This window comes from Streptomyces sp. NPDC126503, from assembly GCF_040302405.1.
GTDB lineage: Bacteria > Actinomycetota > Actinomycetes > Streptomycetales > Streptomycetaceae > Streptomyces > Streptomyces gulbargensis.
The window spans coordinates 301,921-313,853 of record NZ_JBEORS010000004.1; the positions used below are offsets into that span (position 1 = coordinate 301,921).

General features: G+C 72.1%; 10 protein-coding genes. All 10 read right to left on the reverse strand.

Annotation, left to right across the window (positions count from 1 at the left end; translation table 11 throughout):
• Positions 1-59: 59 nt before the first annotated feature.
• Entirely contained in the window at positions 60-779 is a 720-nt protein-coding gene (locus tag ABTY40_RS08320) for a YggS family pyridoxal phosphate-dependent enzyme (protein WP_352058768.1), read from the reverse strand.
• A complete protein-coding gene (pgeF, locus tag ABTY40_RS08325; RefSeq protein WP_352058769.1) occupies positions 776-1,516 on the reverse strand; it encodes a peptidoglycan editing factor PgeF in 741 nt (246 codons plus the stop codon). The genes ABTY40_RS08320 and pgeF overlap by 4 nt, the downstream gene beginning before the upstream one ends.
• Positions 1,513-2,715: a cell division protein FtsZ gene (ftsZ, locus tag ABTY40_RS08330; protein ID WP_352058770.1), complete on the reverse strand. Its 1,203-nt coding sequence runs from the start codon at positions 2,713-2,715 to the stop codon at positions 1,513-1,515. Before ftsZ ends, pgeF begins: the two co-directional genes overlap by 4 nt.
• Before the next feature lie 278 nt (positions 2,716-2,993).
• Complete coding sequence (locus ABTY40_RS08335; RefSeq protein ID WP_352058771.1) at positions 2,994-3,800, reverse strand: cell division protein FtsQ/DivIB; 807 nt, start codon at positions 3,798-3,800, stop codon at positions 2,994-2,996.
• A gap of 28 nt (positions 3,801-3,828) precedes the next feature.
• Positions 3,829-4,923 carry an undecaprenyldiphospho-muramoylpentapeptide beta-N-acetylglucosaminyltransferase gene (gene murG, locus ABTY40_RS08340; protein ID WP_345281101.1) on the reverse strand — a complete coding sequence of 365 codons (1,095 nt, stop codon included), beginning with the start codon at positions 4,921-4,923 and terminating at the stop codon, positions 3,829-3,831.
• A gap of 6 nt (positions 4,924-4,929) precedes the next feature.
• Positions 4,930-6,270 carry a putative lipid II flippase FtsW gene (gene ftsW, locus ABTY40_RS08345; protein WP_352058772.1) on the reverse strand — a complete coding sequence of 447 codons (1,341 nt, stop codon included), beginning with the start codon at positions 6,268-6,270 and terminating at the stop codon, positions 4,930-4,932.
• A gap of 52 nt (positions 6,271-6,322) precedes the next feature.
• Entirely contained in the window at positions 6,323-7,762 is a 1,440-nt protein-coding gene (gene murD / locus ABTY40_RS08350) for a UDP-N-acetylmuramoyl-L-alanine--D-glutamate ligase (protein ID WP_352058773.1), read from the reverse strand.
• Positions 7,744-8,814, reverse strand: coding sequence for a phospho-N-acetylmuramoyl-pentapeptide-transferase (gene mraY, locus ABTY40_RS08355; RefSeq protein ID WP_352058774.1), 1,071 nt, complete (start codon positions 8,812-8,814; stop codon positions 7,744-7,746). The genes murD and mraY overlap by 19 nt, the downstream gene beginning before the upstream one ends.
• Positions 8,811-10,235, reverse strand: coding sequence for a UDP-N-acetylmuramoyl-tripeptide--D-alanyl-D-alanine ligase (locus ABTY40_RS08360; protein ID WP_352058775.1), 1,425 nt, complete (start codon positions 10,233-10,235; stop codon positions 8,811-8,813). The genes mraY and ABTY40_RS08360 overlap by 4 nt, the downstream gene beginning before the upstream one ends.
• Before the next feature lie 4 nt (positions 10,236-10,239).
• Positions 10,240-11,931: a UDP-N-acetylmuramoyl-L-alanyl-D-glutamate--2,6-diaminopimelate ligase gene (locus ABTY40_RS08365; protein WP_502990514.1), complete on the reverse strand. Its 1,692-nt coding sequence runs from the start codon at positions 11,929-11,931 to the stop codon at positions 10,240-10,242.
• Positions 11,932-11,933 lie beyond the last annotated feature (2 nt).

Here is an 11,933-nt window from a genome sequence, read left to right on the forward strand (position 1 = left end):
ATCCCGCCGTTCTGCGGAATGACCATATTTTCTGCTGTGGTCCGACTCGCTTCGCGACGTTACCCGAGCTTCGGGCGGACGCCGAGTACCGCCGTACCGACGCGGACGTGTGTCGCACCGGCGGCGATGGCGTCTTCGAGGTCCGCACTCATCCCTGCTGACACCATGTTCGCAGCCGGGCGGGTCGCGCGCAGGGCAGTCGACAAATCCATCAGCCGGTCGAAGGCGGCGCGTTGCCGGCCGGCGTACTCCCCCGCCAGCGGGGCGACGGTCATCAGGCCGTCGAGCCGGAGGCCGGGGGCCGCGTCCACGGCCGCCGCCAACTCCTCGATGGCGTCCGGGGCGACACCGCCGCGGTCGCCGCGCTCCCCGGACCCGGCGTCGAGGGCGACCTGGACGAGGCAGCCGAGCTCACGGCCGGCCTTCTCCGCGGCGGCCGACAGGGAGGACACGAGCTTCAGGCGGTCGACGGATTGCACCACATCGGCATAACCCACCACGGAACGGACCTTGTTGGTCTGCAGCTGGCCCACGAAGTGCCAGGTCAGGTCGAGGTCGGCACAGGCGGCCGCCTTGGGAGCGGCGTCCTGGTCCCGGTTCTCGGCGACGTGCCGCACCCCGAGTCCGTGGAGGATTCTCACGTCGCTCGCCGGGTAGGTCTTGGTGACCACGATGAGGGTCACCTCCTCCCGCGCGCGCCCCGCGGCGGCGCAGGCGGCGGCGATCCTCTCCTCCACCCGCGCCAGGTTCTCGGCCAGTTCCGACGTGCGGTCCGTCATGTCTCTTCTCGGTTCAACCAGACAAATCCCGCGAGTCGCCCCGTGGTGCGGTCGCGGCGGTACGAGTAGTGGTCGCGGGACTCCAGGGTGCAGACCCCGGCGTCCTCGACGTCACGGACCCCGAGCCGGGCGAGCTGGGCCCGGACCCCGGCGGCCACGTCGACGGCCGGAGTGCCCCAGGAGGTCTCGGCGTACGCGGCGGGTTCGGCCTCCGCGACCTCGGCGCGCATCGCCTCGGGAACCTCGTAACAGCGCCCGCAGACGGAGGGCCCGGTGCGGGCGACGATCCGTCCCGGGTCCGCGCCGAGCTCCGTCATCGCCCGCACGGCGGCCGGGACGATCCCGGCGATCATGCCGGGCCGCCCGGCGTGGGCGGCGGAGACGACCCCGGCGACGGGGTCGGCGAGGAGGACGGGGACGCAGTCGGCGGTGAGCACGGCGAGGGCGAGCCCCGGCCGGGTGGTGACCGTCGCGTCCGCGGACGGAACGGCGTCCCCCCGCCACGGCCCGTCGGCCACGGCCACCTCCGCGCCGTGGACCTGGTTCATGTAGACCACGTCCGCCGGCCGGAGGCCGAGTTCCCCGGCGGCACGGGCGCGGTTGGCCCGTACGGCCGCGGGGTCGTCCCCCACGGCGCCGCCGAGGTTGAGCTCCTCGTACGGAACGGCGCTCACCCCGCCCCACCGGTCGGTGAAGGCGAAGTGCGCGCCGTTCGTCGCGAAGCGGTGCCCTATCACTTCAGGAAGTCCGGGACATCCAGTTCCTCGGCCTGGCTGTCCGCGTAGGGGCGGGCCGGCGGGACCGGCGGCAGCGGGGCCTCGTTGACCACGGGGGCGGGCTCGGCCGGCGGGGTGGCCGGCTCCTCGCGCGGGGCGACGGTGCCGAGGCCGCCGAGCGGGCGGGGGGTCTCGGTGGCGCGGGGCGCCGGGGCCGGCTCCTCGCGCTTGGCCGAGACCGAGCCGATGATGTTGTCCCGGCGGGCGGGCGGCTGGCCGCCGTCGAAGCCGGCCGCGATGACGGTGACCCGCACCTCGTCACCGAGGGCGTCGTCGATGACGGCGCCGAAGATGATGTTGGCCTCGGGGTGGGCCGCCTCGCTGACCAGCTGGGCGGCCTCGTTGATCTCGAAGAGACCGAGGTCGCTGCCGCCGGAGATGGAGAGCAGCACGCCGCGGGCGCCGTCGATGGAGGCCTCGAGGAGCGGCGAGGAGATCGCCATCTCGGCGGCGGCCACCGCGCGGTCGTCGCCACGGGCCGAACCGATGCCCATGAGCGCGGAACCGGCCTCGGACATGACCGACTTGACGTCGGCGAAGTCGAGGTTGATGAGACCGGGGGTCGTGATGAGGTCGGTGATGCCCTGGACACCGCTCAGCAGCACCTGGTCGGCCGACTTGAAGGCGTCGAGCACGGAGACCTGGCGGTCCGAGATCGAGAGCAGCCGGTCGTTCGGGATGACGATGAGGGTGTCGACCTCTTCGCGGAGCTCGGCGATGCCGTCCTCCGCCTGGTTGGCGCGACGGCGGCCCTCGAAGGTGAACGGGCGGGTGACCACGCCGATCGTCAGGGCGCCGAGCGAGCGTGCGATGTTGGCGACGACGGGCGCGCCGCCGGTGCCGGTGCCGCCGCCTTCGCCGGCGGTGACGAAGACCATGTCGGCCCCCTTGAGGACCTCCTCGATCTCCTCGCGGTGGTCCTCTGCCGCCTTGCGACCGACGGCCGGGTTGGCCCCGGCCCCGAGGCCGCGGGTGAGTTCGCGGCCGACGTCGAGCTTGACGTCGGCGTCGCTCATCAACAGTGCTTGCGCGTCCGTGTTGATGGCGATGAACTCGACGCCCTTGAGACCGACCTCGATCATTCGGTTGATGGCATTGACACCACCGCCGCCGACACCGATGACCTTGATGACTGCGAGGTAGTTCTGCGGTGCTGCCACGTCGAAGGCCTCTCGCCTCGAGTTACGTGTCGCCGCTTCGCGTTGGTGGGCGCCGCGACGACGGATGCCGATTGGGACGGTCCGAAACGCCGACCCAAACCCTAACGTTGAAGTTTAGGGTTACCAGTGTCTCTGTTCGCTGGACTCTTCCGGACAGGACACTAAGTCGACAAGTGGCGCGCGTTCAACGAACACGCCGAACCTCCCGTTTTTCTTTTCACCCTATGTGATCACCCGTAGCGGTGGCCAACCAGGGTGCTGGCCAGCGGTGATGGCCGTCAACTCCCTGACGTGGCGGGGGCCGTGGGGGCACTTACATCGAAGTGCCCCGCTTTGGGCGCCGCCTTCATCAGAGCGGTCAGCACCCGGGCCTTGGCGGTGCCGTGTTCGGAGCTCCCCCAGAGCACGGTGCGGCCGCCGGCCAGCTCCAGGGTGACGGAGTCGTACGAGGTCACGCGGACGGCACGGGTGTCGCGGACGATGTGCCCGGGAAGTTCGCCCCGCACCCGGACGGCCTCCCGGAGGAGCCGGTCGGGGCCGAAACGGCGCAGGGCGGGCGAGGCGGCCGGGGCGAGGTCGAGCCGGGGCACGCCGCGGGGCGCGGTGTCCACGGTGGCGTACCGGACGCCGTTCTTGTCGACTTCGGTGAACTTTCCGCCCTTTTCCACCAGGAGAACCGGCTGCCGTTCCGTCACTTTCAGACCGATTCCGTGCGGCCAGGAACGCGTGACCTCGACCGCGTCGATGCGCGGCAGTTCCTTCCTCAGCCGGGCCTCGATGGCGTCGGTGTCGACGGAGAGGAGCGGGGCGCCGACCGGGACGGCGGCGACGGCCTCCACCTGGCGCGGGGTCAGGACCCGGGTGCCGGAAGTCTTCACATGTTCCACACGGAACCAGCTGGAGCCGTAGAGCGCCCAGACCACCCCGGCGGTGAGCGCCAGGCCGCCGGCCGCGATCAGCAGCACCCGCAGGCCGGGGAGGCGGACGGCACGGTTCCGCTCCCCCGGCCCCGACGGCCGGTCCGACGCCCGCCTGGGCCTGCCCGTGCCGTTCTTCTTCTCGGCGGTCGTCGGTCCGGCTGCCACCTGGCGCTCTCCTGCCCTCAGTGCGCCGCTACGCCTGCCGGCGGGCGGCGATCGCCTCGTACACCATGCCGACGAGCAGGTCGTCGGCGTCCCGGCGGCCGAACTCGGCGGCGGCGCGGGACATCTCGTACAGCCGGTGCGGGTCGGCCAGCACGGGCAGGACGTTGCCCTGGACCCACTGCGGCGTCAGCTCCGCGTCGTCCACGAGGAGTCCGCCGCCCGCCTTGACCACCGGCTGGGCGTTGAGCCGCTGTTCGCCGTTGCCGATGGGCAGCGGGACGTAGGCGGCGGGCAGCCCGACGGCGGAGAGCTCGGCGACGGTCATCGCGCCCGCGCGGCAGAGCATCATGTCGGCCGCGGCGTACGCGAGGTCCATCCGGTCCACGTACGGTACCGGCACGTACGGCGGCATTCCGGGCATGTTGTCGACACGCGGCAGTTCGTTCTTCGGGCCGACCGCGTGCAGGATCTGGATGCCGGAGCGCTGGAGCACCGGGGCGATCTGCTGGATGACCTCGTTGAGCCGCCGGGCGCCCTGCGAGCCGCCGGAGACCAGCAGGGTCGGCAGGTTGGGGTCGAGGCCGAACGCGGCGCGCGCCTCGGGCCGCACCCGGGCCCGGTCGAGGGTCGCGATGGTGTGGCGCAGCGGGATGCCGATGTAGCGGGCGTTGCGCAGCTTGCTGTCGGGCGTGGCGACGGCCACCCCGGCCGCGTACCGCGAACCGATCTTGTTGGCCAGGCCGGGCCGGGCGTTGGCCTCGTGGACCACGATCGGCACGCCGAGGCGCTTGGCCGCGAGATAGCCGGGCAGCGCCACATAGCCGCCGAAGCCGACCACGCAGTCCGCCTTGGTGCGCTCCAGGACCTGCTCGGCGGCCTTGATGGTGCCGCGGAGCCGTCCCGGGACGGTGATCAGCTCGGGGGTGGGTTTGCGGGGCAGCGGTACGGCGGGGATGAGCGCCAACTCGTAGCCCCGCTCGGGGACGAGCCGGGTCTCCAGACCCTTCTCCGTGCCCAGCGCCGTGATGCCCACGGTGGGGTCCTGCCTGCGCAGGGCGTCCGCGAGGGCGAGCGCGGGCTCGATGTGGCCGGCGGTCCCCCCACCGGCGAGTACGACATGCACCGAAATTCACCGCTCTCCGGACGGGCGCTTCTTGACGCGCCGTCGCATCGACTTCCATCTCACCCCGGCCCGCTTGCCCCAGCCGGGGCGGCGCATGGCCAGGGCCGCTTTCGCGGCGGGTTCCTGTCGCGCGAAGGCGATCAGGAGCCCGACGGCGAACATGGTCGGCAGCAGGGCCGACCCCCCGTAGGAGAACAGCGGGAGCGGGACTCCGGCGATCGGCAGCAGGCCGAGCACCGCACCGACGTTGATCACGGCCTGGGCCGTGATCCAGGTGGTCACGCCTCCCGCGGCAAACCTCACGAAGGGGTCCTCCGTGCGTCCGGCCACGCGGATACCCGCATAGCCTAGGGCCGCGAAGAGGGCCAGCACCGACAGCGTCCCCGCCAGACCCAGTTCCTCACCGGTGACGGCGAAGATGAAGTCCGTGTGCGCTTCGGGCAGTTGACCCCATTTTTCCACACTCGCACCCAGGCCGGAACCGAACCATCCACCCGAGGCCAGAGCATAGATGCCGTGCGCGGCCTGGAGGCAGGGGGCTCCCTCGCCACCGGGGTCGGTGGCGCCGATGCAGTCGAAGCGCTTCATCCGGTTCGCGCTCGTCTTGATGAGGAGCACGCCGATCGCGCCGGCCACCGTGAGCACCCCGACGAAGAGGCGGGTGGGCGCCCCGGCCGTCCACAGCAGGCCGAAGAGGATCGCGGTGAGGATGATCGCGGTGCCCATGTCACCGCCGAGCATGATGAGCCCGAGCAGCATGAAGGCGCCCGGGACCAGCGGCACCAGCATGTGTTTCCACTGGGTGAGCAGCTTCATGTCCTGTTTGCGGGCGAGCAGGTCCGCCCCCCACAGGATCAGCCCGAGCTTGCCGAACTCGCTGGGCTGGAGCATGAAGGGCCCGCCCAGGGAGATCCAGTTCTGGTTGCCGCCGACGGAGTGCCCTATCCCCGGGATCTGCACCAGCACCATCAGGAAGACGGCGCCGGCCAGGATCGGATAGGCGAGGGCCCGGTGCAGCTTCACCGGCATCCGGGAGGCGATCAGGAGCAGCCCGGTGCCGAGCAGCGCGGCGAAGAGCTGCTTGCGGAAGAAGTAGGAGGGCGCCAGATCGAAGGTGAGCGCCTTGATCATCGAGGCCGAGTAGACCATGACGAGGCCGAGCGCGGTGATGAGGAGCCCCGCGCCGATGATCACGTAGTACGCGGTGAGAGGCCGGTCCCAGGCCCGTCGTGCCCGCTCGTACAGCCGTCGCACACCCCCGCCGCGGACCCGCCGCGGGGGTGCGGGGGCCCGGCCTCCGCCGCGTACGGCGGACGGCCGGCGCGTCCCGGCGATCTTGCTCGGCATGCTCGCTGTCCCCTCCGGTCGTGCCCGGCCCGGCCGGACCCCGCTGGTCGGGTCAGGCGGGCCCGGTGGCGGCGAGTGCGCGGACCGCGTCCGCGAAGGCCTCGCCCCGCTTGTTGTAGTTGGTGAACATGTCCATCGAGGCACAGGCCGGGGCGAGGAGGACGGTGTCCCCGGGGCGGGCCAGCCGGGCCGCCTCCCGGACCGCCTCGGACATCGCCCCAGTGTCGGTCCGGTCGAGGTCCACCACCGGGACCTGTGGGGCGTGTCGCGCCAGGGCTTCGCGGATGAGGGCGCGGTCGGCGCCCATCAGCACGGCCCCGCGCAAGCGCTTCGCCGACTTCTGGACCAGCTCGTCGAAGGTGGCGCCCTTGGCGAGGCCGCCGGCGATCCAGACGATCGGGTCGTAGGCCGCCAACGAGGCCTCCGCGGCGTGGGTGTTGGTGGCCTTGGAGTCGTCCACGTACGTGACGCCCTCGACCTCCTCGACCAGCTCGATGCGGTGCGGGTCGGGCCGGAAGGCGCGCAGCCCCTCCCGTACCGCCTTGGCCTCCACGCCGAAGGCGCGGGCGAGGGCCGCCGCCGCGAGCGCGTTGGCGATGTTGTGCGGGGCCGGGGGGCGGACGTCGGAGACCTCGGCCAGCTCCTGGGCCTGCTTCTGCCGGTTCTCCACGAAGGCCCGGTCGACGAGGATGCCCTCGACCACACCGAGCTCGGAGAGGCCCGGGGTGCCGAGGGTGAAGCCGATCGCGCGGCAGCCCTCCTCGACGTCGGCCTCGCGGACCAGGTCCTCGGTGGCCTTGTCGGCGGTGTTGTAGACGCAGGCGACCTGGTTGCCCTCGTAGATACGGCCCTTGTCGGCGGCGTACGCCTCCATGGAACCGTGCCAGTCGAGGTGGTCGGGCGCCAGGTTGAGCACGACGGCCGAGTGGGCGCGCACGGACGGCGCCCAGTGGAGCTGGTAGCTCGAGAGCTCGACGGCGAGCACGTCGTACTCCTCCTCGCCGAGCACCGCGTCGAGGAGGGAGACGCCGATGTTGCCGACGGCGGCGGTGCGCAGGCCCGCCGCCTCCAGGATGGAGGCGAGCATCCGGGTGGTCGTGGTCTTGCCGTTGGTGCCGGTGACCGCGAGCCAGGGGGCCGCTCCCGGCCCGCGCAGGCGCCAGGCCAGCTCGACGTCGCCCCAGATCTCCACGCCCGCCTCGGCGGCGGCCGCGAAGAGCGGCTTGTCCGGCCGCCAGCCGGGGGTGGTGACGACGAGCTCGGTGCCGGACGGCAGGGTCGCCCCGTCCCCGAGGCGGACGGTGATGCCCTCCGCCTCCAGTTCGGCGGCCTGCGCCCGGGAGCGCTCGTCGTCGCCGTCGTTGACCACCGTCACGACGGCGCCGCGGCCGTGCAGGACGCGGGCGGCCGGGATACCGGAGACGCCGAGTCCCGCGACGGTGACGTGCTTGCCCTGCCAGTCCAGCTGTTCGCTCACTTTTCGGATGCCCATCCCGCGTAGAAGAGACCGAGGCCGACGATGACGCACATGCCCTGGATGATCCAGAACCGGACGACGACCAGGACCTCGGACCACCCCTTGAGCTCGAAGTGGTGCTGGAGGGGGGCCATCCGGAAGACCCGCTTGCCCGTCATGCGGAAGGAACCGACCTGGATGACCACGGACATGGTGATCAGGACGAAGAGACCGCCGAGCAGGGCGAGGAGGAGCTCCGTGCGGGAGCAGATGGCGAGACCGGCGAGCGCGCCGCCGAGGGCCAGCGAGCCGGTGTCACCCATGAAGATCTTGGCGGGCGAGGTGTTCCACCACAGGAAGCCGAAACAGGCGCCCATGAGGGCGGAGGCCACCACCGCGAGGTCCAGCGGGTCGCGGACCTCGAAACAGGCGTTGGGGTTCGTCAGGTCCATCGCGTTGGCGCAGGACTCCTGGAACTGCCAGAGCCCGATGAACGTGTAGGCGCCGAAGACCATCACCGAGGCGCCGGTCGCCAGACCGTCCAGACCGTCCGTCAGGTTCACGCCGTTGGACATGGCGAGGATCATGAAGAGCGCCCACACCACGAAGAGCACCGGGCCGATGGACCAGCCGAAGTCGGTGATGAAGGAGAGCTTCTCGGAGGCGGGGGTCAGCCCGCGCACATCGGCGAACTGCAGCGAGAGCACGGCGAAGGCGATGCCGACGATCAGCTGGCCGGCCATCTTCGCCTTGGCGCGCAGGCCCAGCGACCGCTGCTTGACGATCTTGATGTAGTCGTCGAGGAAGCCGACGAGGCCCATGCCCGCCATGAGGAACAGCACCAGGACGCCCGAGTACGTCGGGTCCTCGCCGGTGATGACCTTCGCCAGGGCGTACGCGATCAGCGTGGCCAGGATGAAGGAGATGCCGCCCATGGTGGGCGTGCCCTTCTTCCCCAGGTGACCGCGCGGGCCGTCGTCCCGGATGAACTGGCCGTATCCCTTGCGGGCGAGCAGCTTGATGAGCAGCGGGGTGCCGATCAGGGTCAGGAAGAGGCCGATGGCCCCCGCGAAGAGGATCTGCCTCATCGGCCGGCGACCTCACCCTCGGTGTCGAGCAGCGCCAGCGCGACCTGCTCGAGACCGACCGACCTGGATGCCTTCACAAGGACGACGTCCCCCGGGCGCAGCTCACTGCGCAACAGGTCGACAGCCGCCTGCGCGTCGGACACGTGCACCGACTCCTCACCCCACGAACCCTCGTTATATGCGCCCAGTTGCAGCCAGGACGCTTCCCTGTCCCCGACCGCGACGAGCTTGCTGACGTTGAGCCGGACGGCGAGCCGTCCGACCGCGTCGTGCTCGGCCAGCGAGGCGTCGCCGAGCTCGGCCATCTTGCCGAGCACCGCCCACGTACGACCCCCCTGGGCCTGTGCGGCCCGGCCCATGGCCGCGAGCGCGCGCAGGGCGGCTCGCATGGACTCGGGGTTCGCGTTGTAGGCGTCGTTGACGATCGTCACGCCGTCCGGACGCTCGGTGACCTCCATGCGCCAGCGCGACAGGGAACCGGCCTCGGAGAGCGCGGTGGCGATCTCCTCGGCAGGCATGCCCAGCTCGTGCGCGACGGCGGCCGCTGCGAGCGCGTTCGACACGTGGTGCTCACCGTACAGGCGCAAGGTCACGTCGCTGCACCCGGTGGGTGTGTGAAGGCGGAAAGCGGGCTGTCCGGTCGCGGTGAGGCGGACATTCTCGGCCCGTACGGCCGCTTCGTCCGCTTCGCCGAAGAGGGTCACGCGCGCCTTGGTGCGGCTCGCCATGGCGCGGACGAGCGGGTCGTCCGCGTTGAGGACCGCCACGCCGCCGTCCTCGGCGGACGGGAGGGACTCGACGAGTTCGCCCTTGGCCTGGGCGATCTGCTCCCGGCCGCCGAACTCCCCGATGTGGGCGCTGCCCACGTTGAGGACGAGGCCGATACGGGGCGGGGTGAGCTCCGTGAGGTAGCGGATGTGGCCGATGCCGCGGGCACCCATCTCCAGGACGAGGTGCCGGGTCTCGTCGGTGGCCTTGAGCGCGGTGAGCGGCAGGCCGATCTCGTTGTTGAGCGAGCCGGGCGTCCACACGGTCGGCGCGTGCCGTTCGAGGACCTGGGCGATCAGGTCCTTGGTGGACGTCTTGCCGGCCGAGCCGGTGAGGGCGACGACATCGGTGCCGAGGCGCTCCACGACCGCGCGGGCGAGGGCTCCGAGCGCGGCCTGGACGTCGTCCACGACGATCGCGGGCACGCCGAGGGGGCGGGCGGCGAGCACCGCCGCCGCGCCCGCCTCGACGGCGCGCTGCGCGTAGTCGTGGCCGTCGACGCGCTCCCCGGCGAAGGCGGCGAAGAGACTGCCGTCCCGCACCTCACGGGAGTCGATGACGACGGGCCCGGTGATCCGGGCGGCCGGATCCGGTATGTCGTGCGCCTGCCCGCCGACGATTTCGGCGATCTCGGCGAGGGAGAGGGCGATCACTGCTTCATCCCTGACTGTTCTGGTGGCTGGCGGTGGCTCCGCCGGCCGGCGGAGCGGCTTGGGCGTTCTGGTCGAGGATCGCGGCGCGCAGGACCTCGCGGTCGTCGAAGGGCCGGACCACGCCGGCCGCCTCCTGGCCCTGCTCGTGGCCCTTGCCGGCGACGAGGACGGTGTCGCCGGGCTTCGCGCGGGCCACGGCGGCCGCGATGGCGGCGGCACGGTCCGCGAGGACGAGGACCTCGCCGCGCTCCTCGGCGGGCACCTCGGCGGCGCCCGCGAGCATCGTGGTGAGGATCGCGAGGGGGTCCTCGGAGCGGGGGTTGTCGGAGGTCAGGACGGCGGTGTCGGCGAGCCGGGCCGCGGCGGCGCCCATCGGGCCGCGCTTGGTGGTGTCCCGGTCGCCGCCGCAGCCGATGACCACGTGCAGCCGGCCCTCGGTGACCTCGCGCAGGGAGCGGAGGACCGATTCGACGGCGTCGGTCTTGTGGGCGTAGTCGACGACGGCGAGGTACGGCTGGCCGGCCTCGACGCGCTCCAGCCGGCCGGGGACGCCGGGGACGGCCGCGACGCCGTCGGCGGCGGCCTTCGGGTCCAGGCCGGCGGTGGCGAGGGTCGCGACGGCCGCGAGGGTGTTGGCGACGTTGAACGGGCCGGGCAGCGGGGCGGTGGCGGCGATCCGCTCGCCTCCGGGGCCGACCGCGGTGAACGTCGAGGTGTGGGAGCCGAGGACGAGGTCCTCGGCGCGCCAGTCGGCGTCGGCGCGGCCCTCGGCGGAGAAGGTGACGACCGGGACGGTCGCCTCCTTCGCGAGGCGGCGGCCGTACTCGTCGTCGGCGTTCACGACGCCGATCCGGCTGCGTTCGGGGGTGAAGAGGCTCGCCTTGGCCCGGTAGTAGTCCTCCATGTCGGAGTGGAACTCCATGTGCTCCGGGCTCAGGTTGTTGAAGACGGCGACGTCGAAGACGCAGCCGTCGACCCGGCCCAGCACGAGGGCGTGGCTGGAGACCTCCATGGCGACGGCCTCGACGCCCCGTTCGCGCATGACGGCGAAGAGGGCCTGGAGGTCGGTGGCCTCGGGGGTGGTCCGCTCCGACTTGATGCGCTCGTCGCCGATCCGCATCTCGACGGTGCCGACCAGGCCGGTGCGCCGTCCGGAGCCGCGCAGGCCGCCTTCGACGAGGTAGGCGGTGGTGGTCTTGCCGGAGGTGCCCGTGATGCCGATCTGGAGGAGGTCCTCGCCGGGGTGTCCGTAGATCTCGGCGGCGAGTTCCCCCATGTGGCCGCGCGGGTTCTCCACGACCAGGACCGGCAGGCCGGTCGCGGCGGCGCGTTCGGCGCCGGCCGGGTCGGTGAGGATCGCGGCGGCGCCGAGACCGGCGGCCTGGGCGACGAAGTCGGCGCCGTGGGCGCGGGCGCCGGGCAGCGCCGCGTACACGTCGCCGGGGCGCACCGCCCGCGAGTCGTGGGTGATCCCCGACACCGCGACCGCGCCGGGCGTCTCGACGCCCAGTCGTGCGGCCAGCTCGCCCAGGGGTGTCGGGCGGGCCTGCCGCGGCCGGGGTGGGGTGGTTCGGTACTGATCAGCGTGTGGCACGGCGGTGAGCGTACCGGGCGCACCCTCTGCGGGGCTAAATGAGCCCGGGGCGTCGCCGGAGTTCGATTTCCGGTTCCCGGAACGGGGGGTGATCGTTGTCACTG

Coding starts and splice junctions, on each gene's coding strand:
- ABTY40_RS08320 (WP_352058768.1), bottom strand. CDS start 779: ATGACGGACCGCACGTCGGAACTGGCCGAGAACCTGGCGCGGGTGGAG.
- ftsW (WP_352058772.1), bottom strand. CDS start 6,270: ATGCCGAGCAAGATCGCCGGGACGCGCCGGCCGTCCGCCGTACGCGGC.
- murD (WP_352058773.1), bottom strand. CDS start 7,762: ATGGGCATCCGAAAAGTGAGCGAACAGCTGGACTGGCAGGGCAAGCAC.
- mraY (WP_352058774.1), bottom strand. CDS start 8,814: ATGAGGCAGATCCTCTTCGCGGGGGCCATCGGCCTCTTCCTGACCCTG.